The 21,020-nt window shown below is 59.3% G+C and carries 14 protein-coding genes; 9 read left to right on the top strand and 5 right to left on the bottom strand.

Annotated features, from left to right (window positions below; translation table 11 throughout):
• The first annotated feature begins 110 nt into the window (after positions 1–110).
• The 6 genes from ACP7B0_RS18570 (at position 111) to ACP7B0_RS18545 (ending at position 11,986) form a co-directional block, all read left to right on the top strand.
• Positions 111–2,411 carry a YgiQ family radical SAM protein gene (locus ACP7B0_RS18570; protein ID WP_426143030.1) on the top strand — a complete coding sequence of 767 codons (2,301 nt, stop codon included), beginning with the start codon at positions 111–113 and terminating at the stop codon, positions 2,409–2,411.
• 262 nt (positions 2,412–2,673) lie between these two features.
• Entirely contained in the window at positions 2,674–4,206 is a 1,533-nt protein-coding gene (locus tag ACP7B0_RS18565) for a hypothetical protein (protein WP_426143029.1), read from the top strand.
• A 210-nt stretch (positions 4,207–4,416) separates the two neighbouring features.
• Positions 4,417–4,860: a hypothetical protein gene (locus ACP7B0_RS18560; protein WP_426143028.1), complete on the top strand. Its 444-nt coding sequence runs from the start codon at positions 4,417–4,419 to the stop codon at positions 4,858–4,860.
• A 347-nt stretch (positions 4,861–5,207) separates the two neighbouring features.
• On the top strand, positions 5,208–8,498 hold the full coding sequence (locus ACP7B0_RS18555) for a DUF2126 domain-containing protein (protein ID WP_426143027.1): 3,291 nt from the start codon (positions 5,208–5,210) through the stop codon (positions 8,496–8,498).
• A gap of 99 nt (positions 8,499–8,597) precedes the next feature.
• Positions 8,598–11,093 carry a circularly permuted type 2 ATP-grasp protein gene (locus tag ACP7B0_RS18550; protein ID WP_426143025.1) on the top strand — a complete coding sequence of 832 codons (2,496 nt, stop codon included), beginning with the start codon at positions 8,598–8,600 and terminating at the stop codon, positions 11,091–11,093.
• Positions 11,093–11,986, top strand: coding sequence for a transglutaminase family protein (locus tag ACP7B0_RS18545; RefSeq protein WP_426143024.1), 894 nt, complete (start codon positions 11,093–11,095; stop codon positions 11,984–11,986). Before ACP7B0_RS18550 ends, ACP7B0_RS18545 begins: the two co-directional genes overlap by 1 nt.
• Positions 11,987–12,077: 91 nt before the next feature.
• Here the strand turns inward: ACP7B0_RS18545 and ACP7B0_RS18540 are convergent, their stop codons facing one another.
• Positions 12,078–12,272, bottom strand: coding sequence for a hypothetical protein (locus ACP7B0_RS18540; RefSeq protein WP_426143022.1), 195 nt, complete (start codon positions 12,270–12,272; stop codon positions 12,078–12,080).
• 420 nt (positions 12,273–12,692) lie between these two features.
• On the opposite strand from ACP7B0_RS18540, the gene azu reads away from it, so the two are divergent.
• Positions 12,693–13,139: an azurin gene (gene azu / locus ACP7B0_RS18535; protein WP_426143021.1), complete on the top strand. Its 447-nt coding sequence runs from the start codon at positions 12,693–12,695 to the stop codon at positions 13,137–13,139.
• A gap of 379 nt (positions 13,140–13,518) precedes the next feature.
• Here azu and ACP7B0_RS18530 read toward each other — a convergent pair whose 3' ends face one another.
• From ACP7B0_RS18530 to ACP7B0_RS18515, 4 genes are all read right to left on the bottom strand, one after another.
• Positions 13,519–14,541: a DUF1338 domain-containing protein gene (locus ACP7B0_RS18530; RefSeq protein ID WP_426143020.1), complete on the bottom strand. Its 1,023-nt coding sequence runs from the start codon at positions 14,539–14,541 to the stop codon at positions 13,519–13,521.
• A gap of 185 nt (positions 14,542–14,726) precedes the next feature.
• Positions 14,727–15,554, bottom strand: a complete 828-nt coding sequence (gene nadE, locus ACP7B0_RS18525) for an ammonia-dependent NAD(+) synthetase (RefSeq protein ID WP_426143018.1) — start codon at positions 15,552–15,554, stop codon at positions 14,727–14,729.
• A gap of 42 nt (positions 15,555–15,596) precedes the next feature.
• Complete coding sequence (pncB, locus tag ACP7B0_RS18520) at positions 15,597–16,796, bottom strand: nicotinate phosphoribosyltransferase (protein ID WP_426143017.1); 1,200 nt, start codon at positions 16,794–16,796, stop codon at positions 15,597–15,599.
• A 203-nt stretch (positions 16,797–16,999) separates the two neighbouring features.
• Positions 17,000–17,890, bottom strand: a complete 891-nt coding sequence (locus ACP7B0_RS18515) for a LysR family transcriptional regulator (RefSeq protein WP_426143015.1) — start codon at positions 17,888–17,890, stop codon at positions 17,000–17,002.
• Positions 17,891–18,040: 150 nt separating this feature from the next.
• On the opposite strand from ACP7B0_RS18515, the gene ACP7B0_RS18510 reads away from it, so the two are divergent.
• The gene (locus ACP7B0_RS18510) at positions 18,041–19,531 is read left to right on the top strand and encodes an aldehyde dehydrogenase family protein (RefSeq protein ID WP_426143014.1); all 1,491 of its coding nucleotides are present in this window, start codon (positions 18,041–18,043) and stop codon (positions 19,529–19,531) included.
• 153 nt (positions 19,532–19,684) lie between these two features.
• Positions 19,685–20,968: an NAD(P)/FAD-dependent oxidoreductase gene (locus ACP7B0_RS18505; protein WP_426143013.1), complete on the top strand. Its 1,284-nt coding sequence runs from the start codon at positions 19,685–19,687 to the stop codon at positions 20,966–20,968.
• Positions 20,969–21,020 lie beyond the last annotated feature (52 nt).

Genomic DNA, 21,020 nt, shown 5'->3' with positions numbered 1-21,020 from the left:
CCCATTTCCGACCGCCATCGTCGGACTTGATCAAATTTTGTGCTATATTCCGCGACCGCGATTTTTGCGAATGCAGATCGCCTCCCTGAACACCAACACCGGTCATCGACATGCAAGCAGCCAAGCCATTATTTGACTATCCCAAGTACTGGGCCGAATGTTTCGGGCCAGCGCCTTTCCTGCCGATGAGCCGGGAAGAAATGGATCAACTTGGCTGGGATTCCTGCGACATCATCATCGTCACCGGTGACGCTTATGTGGATCACCCGTCGTTTGGCATGGCGATCATTGGCCGGCTGCTGGAGTCCCAGGGCTTCCGCGTCGGGATCATTGCCCAGCCGAACTGGCAGTCCAAAGACGATTTCATGAAGCTTGGCGAGCCGAACCTGTTTTTCGGTGTCGCTGCGGGCAATATGGACTCGATGATCAACCGCTACACCGCGGACAAGAAAATCCGCTCCGACGACGCCTACACGCCCGGCGGCATGGCCGGCAAGCGTCCGGACCGTGCGAGCCTGGTTTACAGCCAGCGTTGCAAGGAAGCCTACAAGCACGTACCGATTGTTCTTGGTGGCATCGAGGCATCCCTTCGTCGCATCGCGCATTACGATTACTGGCAGGACAAGGTCCGCAACTCGATCCTGATCGACGCCTGCGCCGACATCCTGCTCTACGGCAACGCCGAACGGGCGATTGTCGAAGTTGCCCAGCGATTGTCCTGGGGCCACAAGATCGAAGACATCACGGATGTGCGCGGCACCGCGTTCATTCGTCGTGACACGCCTGCGGGCTGGTATGAAGTGGATTCCACGCGAATCGACCGTCCGGGCAAGGTCGACAAGATCATCAACCCCTACGTCAACACTCAGGACACCGAAGCCTGCGCCATCGAGCAGGAAAAGGCACCGGTTGAAGATCCCAACGAGCCCAAGGTTGTGCAGATTCTTGCCAGCCCCCGGATGACACGCGACAAGACGGTGATTCGTCTGCCGTCCATGGAAAAAGTCCGTGGCGATGCCGTGCTCTATGCCCACGCCAACCGCGTATTGCACCTTGAAACCAATCCCGGCAACGCCCGGGCGTTGGTGCAGAAACATGGCGAAGTGGACGTCTGGTTCAACCCGCCACCGATTCCGATGACCACCGAAGAAATGGACTATGTGTTTGGCATGCCTTACGCCCGTGTCCCGCATCCTGCGTATGGCAAGGAAAAGATCCCGGCCTACGACATGATCCGCTTCTCGGTGAACATCATGCGCGGCTGCTTCGGCGGCTGTACCTTCTGCTCGATCACCGAGCACGAAGGTCGCATTATCCAGAACCGTTCCGAAGAGTCGATCATTCGGGAAATCGAAGAAATCCGCGACAAGGTGCCAGGTTTTACCGGTGTCATCTCCGACCTGGGTGGTCCGACCGCGAACATGTATCGCATCGCCTGCAAAAGCCCGGAAATCGAATCCGCGTGCCGCAAGCCGTCCTGCGTGTTTCCCGGCATTTGCCCGAACCTGAATACCGACCATTCGTCGCTGATCCAGTTGTACCGCAGCGCACGTGCCTTGCCGGGCGTGAAGAAAATCCTGATTGCGTCCGGTCTGCGCTATGACCTTGCGGTCGAGTCGCCGGAATACGTCAAGGAACTGGTCACTCACCACGTGGGTGGCTACCTGAAGATCGCCCCGGAACACACCGAGGAAGGTCCGCTCAACCAGATGATGAAACCGGGCATCGGCAGCTATGACAAGTTCAAGCGCATGTTCGAGAAGTACACCAAGGAAGCGGGCAAGGAGCAGTACCTGATTCCGTACTTCATCGCGGCCCATCCGGGCACCACCGATGAAGACATGATGAATCTGGCCTTGTGGCTCAAGGGCAATGGTTTCCGCGCTGATCAGGTGCAGGCGTTCTATCCGTCGCCCATGGCGACGGCAACCGCCATGTATCACTCGGGCAAGAACCCGCTGCGCAAAGTGACCTACAAGAGCGATTCGGTCACCATCGTCAAGAGCGAGGAACAGCGCCGGTTGCACAAGGCGTTCCTGCGTTATCACGATCCGAAAGGCTGGCCGATGTTGCGCGAAGCGTTGATCCGCATGGGGCGTGCCGACCTGATCGGCTCGGGCAAGGACCAGTTGATTCCGGCGCACCAGCCTGCCACCGAGGGTTATCAGAGCGCACGCCGCAAGAACTCGACCCCGGCCGGCAGTCACAAGGTCGCCAAGACCACGCTGATCCAGACCCAGCACACCGGGCTTCCGCCCCGTGGCAGCGACGGCAGCAAGCCGTGGGACAAGCGCGAAGAAGCCAAGGCGGCGGCCATGGCCCGTAACAAGCAGGCGACCAAGGATCGGATGGATGCCGCGAAGGGCAAAGGCCCTAAGCCGCCGAAGCGCAAGCCAGCCGTTCCGCGCTGACAGTGTTTACTTGAGTGCATGACGCCAACCTCCGGGTTGGCGTTATGCGTTTCAGCGCACGGGTTTTACGTTCTGACGAATGTCCCTGATTCTTTGTTCGATCAGCGCTTTTTGCTGTTGTCGAGGCCGTTCATGGCGCGCCTTGTCAGCCAGACGCCAAGAGCAAAAGAGAAATTTCACACGCGATGACGGCGCGCTTCCGGCTTCCACCAGGGCGATGAATCCCTAGGCTCGTTTTCTCATTGAAAGCGGGAGAGTCGCCGTGGTCATCATTAACACTCATTACAATCCAGTAAGCGCTCAGCCTGTTGCCACCCCTGCCGGTGGTAAACCTCAGGCCTCAGCACTCGCGAATGCTGAAGAAAACCATACGAGCCAAACGCCTTCCCACGGCTCTGTTTCAGTGTTGGCCCGGCAGCTCGGCGCCGCTGCGGCCCAGGCGCAGATCAGGGATGCAGCGCTTGACCCGCAATCCCTTGGCCAGAAAGCGTCACAAGTGTTAACCGAGCTGTCGGGTGGTGTGGGCGGCGTGGACAGTCGCTCGTTTGAAGGTATGCCTCGCGATCAACTTGCGCTGATGACTTATGCTGAGCACGGCGAGTTCACTGTTGAAGAGCGTGTGTCAGCCTGGCAGGAAACCGCCAGACAGGAGCAGCTCTGGCGGCAAGGTGCGGCTTCGCGGGCGCTGGACGAGTACGACTCGACGGGCAAAATGACTGGATTCCTCGGCGAAGCGCTTGCTCACTTCAAGTCGCTCCCCGTTATCGAGCAAGCTCAGTATCCGACTGGTTACGCAGATGATCTCTTGCGCAGAATCGCTCTCGATTCAAGCGATGCGCCAATCACAGAGGTACAGGCGGCGAGTCCTATGGAGAGGGTTCGAGGATTGCTGCCTGAAACGGCTTTTACCGGGTTATCCACATCGCATGATTCGACGACCGTTGCGCGTTCGTCCCAGGCTGACTTGTCCGTCGTTAACAACAGCACCGATGACCGTGGCCGCCAGATAATGCTGGATCGTTTGTTCGGTGGGCGTGAGCCGCCAATCATGGACGGTGCGGAAGGTATGTTGTTCAAGAACGTCGGTCGTAGCAGCTTGGAGTACCTCACGAAACAGGATAGGCAACTGCTTTCTGATATCTATGCCTATGTTCAGGATAAAAATGTTGATATGACTTACGTTGATACCCTCGCTGGGGATCTTGGCGACTACAGGCAGTGTGATAATGGCCGTATTGTGGGGAGCTTCAATAATGGCCATCAATATAACAGTCAAGGTTGGCAGCTGAGCGTCGATTTTACTGAAAAAGACTCTGCCACCGCATCACGAATGCTGCAAGGCTCAGCAATAGCCAGTACTCGACTCGATCAAGGGTTCTTGAGATATACGCTGGATCCGGGGCACGCACTGGGTAATTGGGTAGATTTCGATTTTCTGGAGCATGTCGTGACGAGGTTTTCTGCTGAGGCCCATACGGCTACTTCTCCGGACAATCAGTTCTCTACTTATGTATGGAAAAATAATAATTACGTGATGACAACGTCAAGTACGGTAAGACTCCAACGACCCGATCCGGATTTCATTACTGAAAACGGAGTGACTCGCCTCACTGAAAAGGGGCGAGCCCTGGGTTATATGTTGGAGGAAATTACCGGAGAGGCGGTTCGCCCTCACCTTGAGCTGATGCGAGCAAAAAACGGTCTGGAAATATTACGACAATGGCACGGTAATGAGCGTCATCCCGAGGTGCCGGGCTGGCTTGGCAGCCTTTGGGAACGTCTAGAGAAAATGTAAGACCTGCATCGCCAGGCCAGAGCGCGATTCTGGTGTCGCGCCTGCACAGCAATAACAGCATTCTGGATTGTGCTATGCAGCGATTGGGGGGCGTGCAGTGAAAATTGCTAAGGGCTCAAGAATTTTTATCATACGTATATATGTATGTTGTACTGCTCAAACGGTTGATTAAGCTGCGGGTCATCAACCACAAAAATTAAGGAATGACCCATGAAAAAAACGCTAGTCATTACGTTTGCTCTTTTATCCGCTAATAGCTTTGCTGCAGATAACATCATTAGTAAGTCTGCAGTGCCGACTCGAATTGTAGTTGCCAAAGATGGTGTTGGTCTGGGGCAGTTTCCAATGATGAGTTTTGACTTTCCACGCTCACATCGTTTTGCTCCGAAGAAGCTAAAGAGCATCAGTTGGAGAACGACCTATTATCCTGAAAACATGAATGAAACGGTTCAGATTTGCTACACCAAACCGAGTGGGTCTGGTTATGATGATTGTCGTGATATTTTGCCGAACTCTTCGGGTGATACGGACCATTTCAATCAATATAGTTTTGATAAATATGCGAGCTTCACCTTTCGACATCAGGTCAAAGGCGGAAAAAATCAGGGAGCTCCCGCAGGTGAAGACTCAATTGTCGTTCACTACAGCTATTGAACAGGCGGTGTGATCTGATCGGGCACCCCATGCATGGGGGATTCCAGGTTTGCCTGCCAATGGGTAACGGCTGTGTCCCTCTTTAGACGCGAACGTGTTCGCGAGATGTTGTGCCTGGCACTGCCTCGCCCACACGTTGGCTCCTCCCGACCCACGCTGACCTGCTCCCTCTCCTGAAAATTTTCCCTCCCCCGCGCCTTATTTCTGTGCAACGCTTGCACCGCGGGGCAGGGCAAGCGCTTTAATGGTGCTTCGGTCTGCCATTTTTTTGCGCAACCACCGTATTTGCCCGGATGGCATAAGTCTTGCGCGGTTGCAGTACCGTTCAGGCTCGCAGGAGGCACGCCGTGTCGATTCATATTGCCTTGCATCACGTCACGCACTACCGCTATGACAGAGCGGTCGAGCTGGGGCCGCAGATTGTTCGTCTGCGTCCGGCAGCCCACAGCCGCACCCGGGTTTTGTCCTATTCCCTGAAAGTCTTGCCTGAAAACCATTTCATCAACTGGCAGCAAGACCCCCAGGGCAATTATCTGGCGCGTCTGGTTTTCCCGGAGAAGACCCAGGAATTGCGGGTTGAAGTGGATCTGGTCGCCGAAATGGCGGTGTTCAACCCGTTCGACTTTTTCCTTGAGCCTTACGCAGAGAAGATTCCGTTTCTCTACGCCAGTGATGAGCAGCGCGAACTTGCGCCTTATCTCGAAACATTGCCGCTGACGCCCCGGTTTGCCGCTTATCTGGCGAGCATCGACCGCACGCCGCTGCCGGCCATCGACTTTCTGGTGGGCCTGAACCAGCGCCTGAGCCAGGACATCGATTACCTGATCCGGATGGAGCCGGGTGTGCAGACCCCGGAATTCACCCTTGAGAACGCCTCCGGCTCCTGCCGAGACTCGGCCTGGTTGCTGGTGCAACTGCTGCGTCATCTGGGCATGGCGGCACGGTTTGTGTCGGGCTATCTCATTCAACTCAAGGCCGACGTCGAAGCCCTCGACGGTCCGTCCGGCACCGACGTCGACTTCACTGACCTGCACGCCTGGTGCGAGGTGTATTTGCCCGGCGCAGGCTGGGTAGGGCTTGATGCAACGTCCGGACTGTTCGCGGGCGAAGGCCATATTCCATTGGCGTGCAGCCCGGAGCCTTCTTCCGCCGCGCCGATCAGCGGCATGGTGGAGCCGTGCGAAACCGAGTTCATGCACGAGATGTCGGTGGAGCGCATCTGGGAAGCGCCACGGGTCACCAAGCCCTACAGCGAAGACCAATGGCTGGCGATTCAGGCCTTGGGTCGCCAGATCGACAATGATCTGATTCGCGACGACGTGCGCCTGACCATGGGCGGCGAACCGACGTTTGTGTCCATCGACGACCGTGATGGGGATGAATGGAACACCGCGGCGCTGGGTCCGAAAAAGCGTGAGCTGTCGGCCGAATTGTTCCAGCGCATGCGCAAGCATTACGCACCGCTGGGCATCGTGCATTTTGGCCAGGGCAAATGGTATCCGGGCGAGCAACTGCCGCGCTGGTCGCTCAACTGTTTCTGGCGCAAGGACGGTCAGCCGGTGTGGCATAACAACGCCTTGATCGCCGATGAAACCGAAGATTACGGCGCGACCGGTGAACTGGCTGGCCGGTTTCTCGCCAGCGTCGCCGAGCGCCTGAAGCTGCCTGCGCGCTTTGTGTTCCCGGCTTACGAAGACAATTTCTATTACCTGTGGCGCGAAGGTGCGCTGCCGGTGAACGTCAGCGCCGAAGATTCGCGGCTGGGTGACGAGCTGGAGCGTGCGCGACTGCGCAAAGTTTTCGCCCAGGGCCTGGACAAGATCATCGGTCAGGTACTGCCATTGGCGCGCAACGCCGCCGGGGATCGCTGGCAGAGCGGGCGCTGGTACTTGCGCGACAACCACTGCCGTCTGGTGCCGGGCGATTCTGCCTTGGGCTATCGCCTGCCTTTGGCCTCCCAGCCGTGGGTCAAGGCGGCGGAGTATCCGTTTATCCACCCCACTGATCACAACCAGGATTTTCCTGAGTTGCCGGGCAGCGCTCAGGTTCAGTCGCAACTCGGCGGCCTGACGGAGCAACCGGACGCCAACGCCGAACGCATGCCGAAGATCGACGAGTCCGCCGATTGGCTGACCCGCACGGCGCTCTGCGCCGAAGCGCGGGACGGGCGGCTGTATGTGTTCATGCCGCCGCTTGAGAAGCTTGAGGATTATCTGGAACTGGTGGCCGCTGTCGAGGCCAGCGCTGAAGAACTGCGCTGTCCGGTGCTGCTGGAAGGTTACGAGCCGCCCAGCGATCCGCGTCTGGCCAACTTCCGTATCACGCCCGATCCGGGCGTCATTGAAGTCAACGTGCAGCCGTCTGCGACCTGGGATGAGTTGGTCGAGCGCACCGAGTTTCTTTATGAACAGGCCCGTCTTACGCGCCTGACCACTGAAAAATTCATGATCGATGGGCGTCACACCGGCACCGGCGGCGGCAACCACTTCGTGATGGGCGGCGCGACGCCAGCGGATTCGCCGTTCCTGCGGCGACCGGATGTATTGCGCAGCCTGCTCAGCTACTGGCACAACCATCCCTCGCTGTCATACCTGTTTTCCGGGCTGTTCATCGGCCCGACGTCTCAGGCACCACGGGTCGACGAAGCGCGCAACGACTCACTGTACGAGATGGAAATTGCCTTCGCGCAAATGCCCAAGCCGGGTGAGGAAGTGGCGCCGTGGCTGGTGGATCGGCTGCTGCGTAACCTGCTGATCGACGTTACGGGCAACACGCACCGCGCCGAGTTCTGCGTCGACAAGCTGTATTCGCCCGATGGCGCCACTGGCCGGCTGGGCTTGCTGGAACTGCGCGCCTTCGAAATGCCACCCCATGCGCGCATGAGTCTGGCCCAGCAACTGCTGTTGCGCGCCCTGGTGGCGCGCTTCTGGCGCGAGCCTTATGCACCGGCCAAGCTGGCGCGCTGGGGCACGCAGTTGCATGACCGCTTCATGCTGCCGCATTTTATCGAACAGGATTTCGCTGACGTCATTGTCGAACTGAATGCCGCCGGTTACCCGTTGCGCTCCGAATGGTTTGCGGCGCATCTGGAGTTCCGTTTCCCGAAAGTCGGCGATTACGCGGTGAGCGGCATTGAGCTGGAACTGCGTCAGGCCCTTGAGCCCTGGCACGTACTGGGTGAAGAGGGCGCTGCGGGTGGTGCGGTGCGTTATGTGGATTCGTCCCTTGAGCGCTTGCAGGTCAAACTCAATGGCCTGCCGCCGCAGCGTTACATGCTGACCTGCAACGGCATCCCTGTGCCATTGCAGCCCACCGGTCGGGTCGGCGAGTTCGTCGCGGGCGTGCGTTATCGCGCCTGGCAGCCCGCCAACTGCCTGCAGCCCACCATTCCCGTGCACGCACCACTGGTATTTGACCTGGTGGATACATGGATGCAGCGCTCACTGGGCGGCTGCGAGTATCATGTCGCCCATCCTGGGGGACGCAACTACGAAACACTGCCGGTAAACGCCAACGAAGCGGAAAGCCGACGTCTGGCGCGATTCTTCAGGATCGGCCATACCCCAGGCAAGCTGGACGTGCCACTGTTGACCATCAACGACGAATTACCCATGACGCTGGATATGCGTTTGCACTAAAAGTGTTATTGCCAGCGCGGCGGCCTCCGGATGGCGGTGTTCATCCGGATGTCGCCTGCCTGCGCTAATCTGAATTCTTTAGTCTCTGCCGAGCCTTCCATGCCTGATTTGCTTGACCGCTATCCGCTTTCTGCGGGTACTTATCATGAAATGCTCGAGGCCGACGGGGCCGTGCGCCCTCATTGGCAACGTTTGTATGAGCATCTGCAACGCAGCACCCCCGCGCAACTGATCCAGCGCCAGGCAATGCTGGCTCGGCAGATTCAGGAAAACGGCGTGACCTACAACGTCTACGCCGACCCCAAGGGTGCAGACCGGCCGTGGGAGCTGGACCTGCTGCCGCATCTGATTCCCGCCGAAGAATGGCAGCACGTCGCCGCCGGTATCGCCCAGCGCGCGCGACTGCTCAACGCGGTGCTGGCTGATCTGTACGGCCCGCAAACGCTGATCGCCAATGGTCTGTTGCCCGCCGAACTGGTGTTCGGGCACAACAATTTTCTTTGGGCGTGCCAGGGCGTACTGCCGCCCGAAGGCACCTTCCTGCATATGTATGCCGTGGATCTGGCGCGCACGCCGGATGGCCGTTGGTGGGTGACGGCCGATCGGACCCAGGCGCCATCAGGTGCCGGTTATGCACTGGAGAACCGGCAGATCGTTTCCCGGGCTTTTCCGGAAATCTACCGCGACTTGCAGGTGCAGCACCTTTCAGGCTTCTTCCGCGCCCTGCAGGACACCCTTGTGCGGCAGGCACCGTCCAGCAACGAAGCGCCCCTGGTCGTGGTATTGACCCCCGGCCGGTTCAACGAAAGTTATTTCGAACACTTGTACCTTGCGCGCCAGTTGGGCTACCCGTTGGTGGAAGGCGGCGACCTCACGGTGCGCGATGCCACGGTTTACCTGAAAACCCTCAGTGGCCTGCGCCGGGTTCACGCGATCATGCGCCGCCTGGACGATGACTTCTGCGATCCACTGGAGCTGCGAACCGATTCGGCGCTGGGCGTGCCGGGCTTGCTGGAAGCGGTTCGCCAGGGGCGAGTGGTGGTGGCCAATGCGCTGGGCAGTGGCGTGCTCGAATCGCCGGGTTTGCTGGGCTTTCTACCGAAAATTTGTGAACACTTGTTTGGCGAAGAACTGATCCTGCCGTCGGTGGCGACCTGGTGGTGCGGCGAGCCGCCCGTCCTGGCCCAGGCCTTGGAGAAAATACCCGAGCTGTTGATCAAGCCCGCGTTCCCTTCTCAAAGTTTCTCGTCAGTCTTCGGCCGCGACCTGACCCCCGAACAGCGCCAGACTTTGGCGCTGCGCATGCAGGCGCGGCCCTATGCTTACGTGGCTCAGGAGCTGGCGCAGTTGTCTCAGGCGCCCGTCTGGCAGCCTGATGGCGAACAACTGCAACCCCGGGCCATCGGCATGCGGGTTTACGCCGTGGCCACTGCGCAGGGGTATCGCGTCCTGCCCGGCGGTCTGACCCGTGTGGCGGCCGAGGCTGACGCCGATGTGGTGTCAATGCAGCGCGGCGGCGCAAGTAAGGACACCTGGGTGTTGGGCGACCGGTCCAGCGGTGGCGAGCCCTGGAAAAGCCAGCGCACCCTGGGCGTGCATGACCTGATCCGGCGCGATCCTTACCTGCCGTCGCGGGTGGTGGAAAACCTGTTCTGGTTCGGGCGCTATTGCGAACGTTGCGACGACAGTGCACGACTTCTGCGCATCATCCTGGCGCGGTATGTGGACGGCGACGACCCTGTGGCCCTTGAGGCTGCCGTGGCGCTGGGCGAGAGCCTTGGCCTGGTGCCTACGGAGGAAGACGGCGGCGAGCTGCACGAACGCCTGCTGGCGGCCTTGGTGGGTGACGACTGGCCCTTCAGCCTGCGTTCCAATCTGCAACGTTTGCAATGGGCTGCTTCGCAAGTGCGCGGCAAGCTGTCCCGAGAGAACTGGCAAGCACTGGTGGAGTTGCAACGTGAGGCCATGAGCCTGGAAAGCGAAGAGCCGGATTTTGGCGAACTGCTGGATTTCCTCAACCGCCTGGTGATGTCGCTGGCGGCGCTGTCCGGTTTTGCGCTGGACGACATGACCCGCGACGAAGGCTGGCGCTTTTTGATGATGGGGCGGCGGATCGAACGGTTGAAGTTTCTCAGCAATAGCCTGGCCGGCTTTCTGCGCGGTGTCGCGGTGTCCGATCAGGAGGGCCTTGAGTGGTTGCTGGAGCTGGGTAACAGCAGCATCACCTACCGGTCGCGCTACCTCGCCGTGCCGCAATTGATCCCTGTGCTTGACCTGTTGTTGCTCGACGAACAGAACCCCCATGCGGTGCTGTTCCAGCTCAAGCTGGTGTCACGCTCGTTGAATCGCTTGAATGAAGACTTCGGCGCGGCACGGGATGCCAGCCTGGGAACTCTGGTGCGGCGTCTGTCGAGTATCGATCTGGGCTGTCTGGAGAATCCATTGTTCGGTGAAAGCAGTGTGCAGGCGGTGCTCGAAGGGCTGGCGGATCTGCTGCAAAGCATTGGCGAGGCGAGCGGGCAAGTGTCTGATCGGCTGGCGTTGCGCCATTTCGCCCATGTCGATGATGTCAGCCAACGCACGGTGTCCGTCTGATGAGCGCTCATTACCAGATCCTTCACGATACCCATTACAAATACGACAGCCCGGTTTCCCTGGCTCAGCAGCTTGCGCACCTGTGGCCGCGCCGCAGTCCGTGGCAGCGCTGCACCGAGCAACAATTGCTGATCAGTCCGATCCCAACGATACGTCGCGACGAACTCGATGTGTTCGGCAACCCGCTGACACGTCTGGCCTTCGAGCGGCCTCATGACGAGTTGCAGGTCAATGCGCGTCTGCGGGTGGAAGTGTTGCAGCGTCCGCATCTGGACTTTTATCAGTCTCCCGCCTGGGAATCGACCCGCAGCGCGATGACCTACAGCGCCAAGCCGATGTCGCCGGACATCCTCGAAGCTTGCCGCTATCGCTTCGAATCGCCTTACGTGCACCTCAAGCAATCGTTCGCGGACTTCTCTGCCGTGTGTTTCCCGCTGGGCGCGCCGTTGATGCTTTGCGTGCAGGCCTTGATGGAAAAGATCTTCCGGGAATTCACCTTCGACGACGAAGCGACCCAGGTTGCGACGCCTTTGGTGGAAGTCCTGGAAAGCCGTCGGGGTGTCTGCCAGGACTTCGCACACCTGATGCTGGCGTGCCTGCGTTCCCGAGGATTATCGGCGCGCTATGTCAGCGGGTATCTGCTGACCCAGCCGCCACCGGGCCAGCCACGCCTGATTGGGGCTGATGCGTCCCATGCGTGGGTGTCGGTGTTTTGTCCGGTGTTGGGCTGGGTCGATTTTGATCCCACCAACAACGTCCAGCCCGCGCTGGAACATATCAGTCTGGCGTGGGGGCGGGACTTTTCGGATGTGTCACCGTTGCGCGGGGTTATTCTCGGCGGCGGCACCCATGACCCGGAAGTGCGGGTGACGGTGATGCCCATCAGCGGTTGAGGGAGATAGCGAACAGCGAGGAGGGCGCCTGGGTCTGCCGCATAGGCGGCAGACTTGGGCCTGGCTTGTCAGATAACCAAGCCTGTGACGATCAGTTGGCGGGTTTGTCTTCAGCGGTGGTTTCGGACACCGGCGCTTCTTCACCAGGCTCCTGGCCTTCAACGACTTCGCCTTCAGCGGCGGTTTCGGCCAGCGCAGCATTTTTCTTCTGCAGCTTTTCCTCTTTCTTCTGCTCTTTGGCCAGATCTCTCTGACGTTTGGCGAAGGAGTAATTAGGTTTAGCCATGGGCGATCCTCTGTTTCAGGCGGGAAATGCCGCCATTCTGCCTGAGAACGGCAGCCGGCACACGGCGTTGTGCACTCAGCGGTCCAAAGATCGCTGCCGGTCGGGCTCCCGTCCGCTATTTTTTCCGGCGCTCAAAGGTGCTCGGCGGGAGAGTGAGCGGTGCAACTGCCCGTGGCACCACAGGCGTATGCGGCGAAGACACTACGAAACAGACTCGAAAGTAGCATGGTGATGGGCTCCTGCATCAGTAACGATGCGCCATCCTCGCTCGTTTCACTTACCGTGACTGTTAGATTGTTTCGATGGATCCGATAGGTGGCCTATGGATATGAGTGCCCTTGATCCAGATCATTTGAACCCTTTGCTATATAGGGCAATCTTTACAGAAATAACCAGAACACCCTGCCTTGGAGATTCACCATGATTCGCAAACTTGTTGCTGCATCGTTGTTGACCCTGATAAGTGGTCATGTGTTGGCGGCTGAATGCAAGGTCACTGTCGACTCCACCGATCAGATGTCTTACGACACCAAAGCCATCGAGATCGACAAATCCTGCAAGACATTCACCGTCGAGCTCAAGCACTCCGGCAGCTTGCCGAAAAACGTCATGGGCCATAACTGGGTGTTGAGCAAAGAAGCCGACGCACAGCCGATTGCCACCGACGGTCTGGCTGCCGGTATCGACAAGAACTACCTGAAAGAAGGCGACGCGCGCGTGATTGCTCACACCAAAGTGATCGGCGCGGGTGAAACAGACTCGGTAACGTTCGACGTGTCCAAGCTCGATCCGGCTGAAAAGTATCAGTTCTTCTGCTCGTTCCCAGGCCACATCAGCATGATGAAAGGTGCTGTGACGCTGAAGTAAGGGCGTTGCGTTATGAAAAACCCGGCACTTGCCGGGTTTTTTGCGTCTGGATGGCGAGCTGCTGCGGCTGGCCCACGAAGAACGATGACGCGGTATGTCTGGTCCACCGAATCGACTGATTCGCGGGCAAGCCTCGCTCCAACAGCGTGTACACGCGGGTGTGGTGTGTTCCGGGCGGATAACTGACGGCCGGATGATGAACCCTGGCTGATGATAGTCCGTTGGAGCGAGCGGGCGCCGTTCATTGAATTGAAATGCGAGTCGTTGGAGCGAGGCTTGCCCGCGAATTGCACTTCTGTTCAACACATTTCTCGCCTGAAATTACGCCTTCGCGGGCAAGTCGGAACGCCGCCCGCTCGCTCCTACGGACTGTCTGCGCTCAGCCTTTGGACTCGGTCATCTTGAAAATGCCCTGAGCGTTGCTGCTGTCGAAATTCAAATCCATCCGGCCTGTTTCGGGGTCTATCTTGCGCTGAATGAACTCCACAAACGAACCCGGCACCTGATGCGCCTGCAATCGGCCTTCACGGTCGATCAGGCTGCGTTGAACGGTGCAGGCCCGATAAGCCGTCTGCATGACGCGCCCTGACGTCGAGACTTCGATGGTGGCTTTCATGGGCCTGTCGATGCGGTTCTGCTCGGCGACCACCGCCTCCAGATCCACGACTCGATCAGTCAGGTGATTGAAGCTGTTGCCCTCGGTGGCGATCCAGGCCATTTCCGCGCTTTCGTTCAGCAGTTGCTGATAGTCGGCCTGCTGCACCACGCCGTGCTGGCGGTCGAACGCCCGGTACAGTGCGGGCAACAATTCGGCGGCTTCCTGCAGGCTGCAATGCCGTGTCAGGCGCAGGCGCTTGAGGATGCTCAGGTGTTGGGCTTGCAGCGGATCGCGGCTGGAGCTGACGACGCGCGTTACGGCATTCTGAAAGTGTTCGCTGAAGCGACCGGGGTGTAGCTCGGACACGAAGAATTGTGCGATGTCTTCCGGCAAGTCTTGCTGGCGGTAAGCCCAGCCGGTCATGTTCAGCCTGGTCAGCGGATAGGTGCGCACATCGGTGAAGCCCAGGGGTTCCAGCACGCGCGCGAATGCCTGACGCCCCCGAGGCAGTTCGCCGTTCTCCGGCCAGTCCACCGTGCGGATGGCGCCGTGATCGAACACGACTTTACGACCTTGCACGACCTGCTCATCCACGTACTGACGACCGGCGGGCACCGCTTCGGCCAGCTTGTACAGCAGGCACAGGTTCAACGCTTCTGCCAGCCAGGCGCGATGCAGGGCTGTTTCGCTCCACGCAAAGGCGTGCAAACCTTCTGGGACTTCAACATGGCGTTCAAGCCAGTCGGCAGCAGGCTGGCCAACGGTACCAGCGACGAGAGAGAAGAGACCTTCGAACGAGGACATGGGCGGCGGCTCTGGCGGTGAAAGTGAGGACGCTATAAAAGCGCCAATGCCAAAGCCGGACAAGCGAAAAAAAACGACGGGGTCATTCCGTTTTCTATTGTGGGGAGCTTGTCGCACTGCTCTCCCCAGGACCGGCGGCCCCGGCCGGTCCTGTCTGTCGGAGGACGTTGCTTCCCGTCATCGCCTCAAGGTGCGTACGGCAGTTCCCGTTTGTGCTGGGTTTTCCTGTACGTGTCGCAGATGATCTTGAACGCTTCCTCACGCACCGGCTCGCCATGCAGGAAGGCGTCGATCTCGGCGTAGGTCACGCCGTGGGACGCTTCATCCGGTTTGCCGGGCACCAGGTCTTCCAGGTCGGCCGTCGGGACTTTATCGACCAGCGATTGCGGCGCGCCGAAGTGACGGGCAATGGCTCGAACCTGATTTTTTACCAGGCCACTGAGCGGCGCCAGGTCGCAGGCACCGTCACCGAACTTGGTGAAGAACCCCATGACAGCCTCGGCGGCATGATCGGTCCCGATCACCAGCCCCTGATGGGCACCGGCGATGGTGTACTGCGCGACCATGCGCATGCGGGCCTTGGTGTTTCCCACCACGAAGTCCACGGCGCTGGCATGTTGGCCTTCAAACGCTTTGATCTCTGCCGACAGCGCCTTGACGGCCGACCCGATATTCACGGTATGCCGCTCATCCGGGTTGATGAAATCAAGCGCCGCCTGGGCTTCGTGCTCATCGTGCTGCACCTGATACGGCAAACGCACCGCGATGAACCGATAGTTGTCATCGCCCGTGGTGGTGCGCAACTCCGCGACGGCGCGTTGGGCGAGCAAACCCGCCGTGAGGGAGTCCACGCCGCCACTGATGCCCAGCACCAGGGTCTTGAGCCCCGCACTCTGCAGGCAATCCTGAATGAAGACGATGCGCCGAGCGACCTCTGCCTGAAGCGCGTTTTCGTCGGCGAAAGGGGGTTGGACCTTGAGTTGTTCAGCGATCTGGAGCTGTACGCCTTGCATGATTCACTCCTGAATAGGTGGAGAACGGTGATTGGAGCGTGACTAAGCGGGCACTTTGAACACATGTCGCAGGTAAGCGACGAAGTTCGGGTCCTTGCACTGCGTCTTGCCTGGCTCATCGGAAATCTTGGCGACCGGCTGACCTGCGCAGGCGGTCATTTTAAGCACAATGCTCAGGGGCTCGACGCCCGGGATATCAGCGGTCAGGTTTGTGCCAATGCCAAAGCTGACATTGATGCGACCGCGCAAAGCGCGAAATATTTCCAGCGCCTTGGGTAAAGTCAGTCCATCGGAGAACACCAGCGTCTTGGTCATGGGGTCGATGCCCAGGTTTCGGTAATGAGTGATGCATTTTTCGGCCCACTTTACCGGGTCGCCGGAGTCATGGCGCAAGCCATCGAACAACTTGGCGAAGTACAGATCAAAGTCCTCCAGAAAAGCGTCGGTGGTGATGCAGTCGGTCAGGGCGATTCCCAGCAAGCCCCGGTATTCGTGAACCCAGCAATCGAGGGCCGCAATCTGGCTGTCGATCAGTCGCGGGCCGAGTTGCTGGTGCGCCATGATCCATTCGTGAGCCATGGTACCCAACGGCTTGAGGTCCATCCTGCGCGCCAGCTCGACATTGCTGGTGCCCACGAACTGGCCGGGGAAATCACGCTTGAGCACGCTGACCACTTCTTCCTGGACGCGGTATGAGAAGCGGCGGCGTGTGCCGAAGTCGGCCACTTTCAATTCGGCCAACTCATCGGCCTGGGCATTGGCCGTCAGCCAGTCGAACTTGCGATGTAGCTGGTCCGTGGCCTGGCTGAGAAGAATCTGCGGGTGGCGGTGACGGTTTCGCACTTCGCTGACAATCGCCAGGATCGGCACTTCAAACAGAATCACATGCAGCCACGGCCCTTGCAGTCGAATGCACAACTGATCGTCTTCGATGCTGCATTTGATGTAGCGGGTATTGAAGCGGAACAGGCCGAGAAACCTCAGGAAGTCCGGTTTCATGAAGTTGATGCGCTCCAGGAAACCCAGCTCCTCGGCACCCAGTGACAACTCGCACAGGCGCTCGACCTGATGCTGGATCTCGCCCAGATAAGGCCGCAAATCCTCGCCATTGCGGCAGCGAAACTCCCACTCGACATCGACGTTGGGGTAGTTATGCAGAACGGCCTGCATCATGGACAGCTTGTAGAGATCGGTGTCGAGCAAGTTTTGCACGATGCGATTGGAGAATGCGCTCTCGCTCATGGGGTCGCTCCAGCAGGACCGGCCGCCAGACGCGGCCTAAACGAATCTGAATCAATGTTGTTTTGACAGTGGCGGACATAATGCCAGTGGCGGCGATAGAGGGGGGAATGAATTAGCTGGCTTTATCTGTTGGAGCGAGGCTTGCCCGCGAAGGCTCTGGTACATTCACCCGATTTTCCGCGCCTGTAACAACCCCTTCGCTATCACCCCGACTGCTCCACCATCCACTTCACAAAGTCCCGAATCTTTGGCACGTCGGCGGCGTGTTCGGGGTAGGCCATGTAGTAAGCATCGGTGCTGGGCAGGGCATATTGCCAGGGGATGACCAGTTTGCCGTCCGCCAGTTCTTCTTCCACCAGAAAGCGCGGCAGCAGCGCGACGCCGCAGCCCACCTGTGCGGCGCGGATGCACATGTAAAAGGTTTCAAAGCGCGGGCCGTGGTAGCTGTGTTCGGTGTGGTAGCCCTGGCTTTCGAACCAGTCATGCCAGCCTTGGGGGCGCGAAGCGCTTTGCAGCAGTACCAGATCAGTCAGTTGGGTTGGATCGGTGAAGGGCTGTTCCGGCAGGCAGCCCGGGGCGCACACCGGAATCAGTTCCTCGCCGAACAATTTCATGCTTTCCGCGCCGGGCCGCGAACCCTGGCCGAAGTAGAACGCCAGGTCGCAGCGGCTTTGCGCCAGATCGTCGGTTTCCTGTTCGTTGACCAGGTCCAGATGGATATGCGGATGCCGCAACCGCCAGCCCTTGAGGCGCGGCACCAGCCAGCGGGCGCCGAAGGTGGGCGGCGTCGAGACCCGCAGTACCTCGGTTTCACCGCCATAGGAGCGCAGGAACAGCGTCGACATTTCCACCTGGCTGAGAATCTTGCGCACTTCACCCAGGTAAAGCGCGCCAGCCGGAGTGAGTTGCAGGCGGCGACGCACCCGGCGAAACAGCAAGTGCTGCACCAGTTCTTCGAGCTGCGCCACTTGCTTGCTCACGGCGCTTTGGGTCAGGTTCATCTCCTCGGCGGCGCGGGTAAAGCTCAGGTGCCGGGTGACGGCTTCAAAGCATTGCAAGGCGGTGATCGACGGTAGATGGCGTTTGTTCAGCATGTTCGGGCCTTTTTGCCTGTTCCGGTGCGCAGCATGAATAAACGGAATGATATCTCGCCTAATGGTCGTTTGTTGAGGCGCGTTTACCCAGCTATTACTAGAGGCTGACGATTTACCGCACTTTCAGCATTCCCGAAATCAGGAGAGAACATGCTTACCGACTTGCTAACCCGTCTCGGTGTCGACCCCGCGCTGTATCAGAAGGGCGATCAGCCTGTTCACACCCCTATCGACGGCAGCCGCATCGGCGCTGTGCACTGGGAAGGCGCTGCTGAAGTCGAGCAGCAAGTCAGCCGTGCCGACGTGGCATTCGATGCCTGGCGCAAGGTTCCGGCGCCGCGCCGTGGCGAGCTGATCCGCTTGTTCGGCGAGGCCCTGCGTAAGCACAAGGCTGATCTGGGCGAGCTGGTGTCCTGGGAAGCGGGCAAGATCACTCAGGAAGGTCTGGGCGAAGTGCAGGAAATGATCGACATCTGCGATTTCGCCGTTGGGCTGTCCCGCCAGTTGTATGGCTTGACCATCGCCTCCGAGCGTCCAGGCCACCACATGCGCGAAACCTGGCATCCGCTGGGCGTCGTGGGTGTGATCAGTGCGTTCAACTTCCCGGTGGCGGTCTGGGCCTGGAATACCACGCTGGCGCTGGTGTGTGGTAATTCGGTGCTGTGGAAACCCTCGGAAAAAACCCCGTTGACCGGTCTGGCGTGTCAGGCGCTGTTCGACAACGTCGCCAAGGACTTCGCCGATGCGCCGAAGTACCTGGCTCAGGTGATTATTGGCGGCCGTGATGCCGGTGAAGCGTTGGTTGATGATCCTCGCGTGGCGTTGATCAGTGCCACGGGCAGCACCCGCATGGGCCGTGAAGTCGCGCCGAAAGTCGCGGCACGTTTCGCCCGCAGCATACTGGAACTGGGCGGCAACAACGCCATGATCCTCAGCCCGAGCGCTGATCTGGATCTGGCCGTGCGCGCCATTCTGTTCAGCGCCGTCGGCACCGCCGGGCAGCGCTGCACCAGCCTGCGTCGACTGATTGCCCATGAATCGGTGAAGGCCGAGATCGTTTCGCGCCTGAAAACCGCCTACGAGAAAATCCGCATCGGCCACCCGCTGGAAGGCAACCTGATCGGTCCGCTGATCGACAAACACAGCTTCGAAAATATGCAGGACGCGCTGGAACAGGCGCTGAGCGAAGGCGGCAAGGTCTTCGGCGGCAAGCGTCAACTGGCAGATAAATTCCCCAATGCTTACTACGTTTCGCCCGCCATCGTGGAAATGCCTGAGCAGAGCGATGTGGTTTGCACCGAAACCTTCGCGCCTATCCTGTATGTGGTCGGTTATGAAGACTTCAACGAGGCGCTGCGCCTGAACAACGCGGTTCCGCAAGGCCTGTCGTCATGCATTTTCACCACTGATGTGCGTGAGGCCGAGCAGTTCATGTCGGCGCTGGGCAGCGACTGCGGCATCGCCAACGTCAATATCGGCCCGAGCGGCGCAGAGATCGGCGGCGCGTTCGGTGGCGAGAAAGAAACCGGTGGCGGCCGTGAGTCCGGTTCCGATTCGTGGCGCGCTTACATGCGTCGCCAGACCGCGACCGTGAACTACTCGCTGGAGCTGCCGTTGGCGCAGGGGATTACGTTCGATTGAAGTGATGCGATATGCCTGACATACCGCGTCGACTGATTCGCGGGCAAGCCTCGCTCCTACAGTTTCCATCCGTTGGAGCGAGGCTTGCCCGCGAAGGTGTCGGATCGGGCGACGTATTTTCGAGGTCTGAATCATAGTTTCCGGGGTGTTGCGATGCCGCTACGCGAAGAATGTCTGTGGGAAACGCTGACACCTCAACGCCCTGACGCTCAGGCGTTGCGGGCCGAATTGACGGTTGATGTGTGCGTCATTGGTGCAGGCATCACCGGCTTGTCGGCGGCGATTCACGTGCTCGAACAAGGCAAGCGGGTTGCCGTGCTGGAAGCCCATCGCACCGGGCATGGAGGTTCGGGGCGCAATGTGGGGCTGGTCAATGCGGGCCTGTGGATCCCGCCGGATGAAATCGAAGCCGGATTTGGCAGGGCCATTGGCAGCCAGTTGAACCGGATGCTCGGCGCTGCGCCAGCGTTGGTGTTCAGCCTGATCGACAAGTACGGGATCGACTGTCAATTGCGCCGCGAAGGGACGCTGCACATGGCCCACAACGCCAAGGGTGTCGCGGACCTGCGCAGTCGCGAGCAACAGTGGCAACGTCGCGACGCCCCTGTCGAACTGTTGACCGGCAAGGCGTGCGAGCAAGCGACCGGTACGACGAAGATCACCGCCGCCCTGCTGGATCGTCGCGCCGGTACGATCAATCCGATGGCGTATACCTGCGGGCTGGCGAGTGCGGTGGGGCGTCTGGGTGGTCAGTTGTTTGATCACTCACCAGTGACGCGGCTTGAGCGTCAGGGTGATAAATGGTGTGTGATCACCGAAAACGGAGCCGTGCTGGCCGAGAAGGTGGTGATTGCCTCCAATGCTTACACCGAAGGCCAATGGACTGAATTGCGCCGCACGTTCTTCCCCGGTTACTACTATCAGGTTGCGTCAGCGCCCATGAATGATGAGGCCGCTCAGCAGGTGCTGCCGTTCGGCCAGGGTTCCTGGGACACGCGTCAGGTATTGAGCAGCATTCGGCGCGATGCCGACGGTCGCTTGTTGTTGGGCAGCCTGGGCAATGGCAATCAGAAACCGGGCTGGTTTCTTAAAGCCTGGGCCGATCGTGTTCAACAGCACTATTACCCCTACCTGAAAAATGTCGAGTGGGAGTTCACCTGGACCGGCTGCATCTCGTTTACGCCCGATCACCTGTTACGCCTGTTCGAACCTGCCCCAGGTCTGGTCGCGGTAACGGGTTACAACGGTCGCGGGAATACCACGGGCACGGTAGTGGGCAAGGCTTTCGCGGATTACGTGTGCACGGGCGATGTCAGCGTGCTGCCGATCCCTTTTGCGCCCATGAAGCCGCTGCCCGGCGCCGGTTTGCGCAGTGCGTGCTACGAAGCAGGCTTTTCCCTTTATCACGCCGGCCAGTGTCTGCGGGTGGTGATCTGACTAAAACCGCAGCTTTATCAGGCGCTTTGCGCCATATCCACTAACCTCAAAT

Source organism: Pseudomonas sp. DWP3-1-2 (genome assembly GCF_049896285.1).
Classification (GTDB): domain Bacteria; phylum Pseudomonadota; class Gammaproteobacteria; order Pseudomonadales; family Pseudomonadaceae; genus Aquipseudomonas.
The sequence above is the reverse complement of the archived record's forward strand: the minus strand, read 5'-3'. Positions and strand labels throughout refer to the sequence as shown.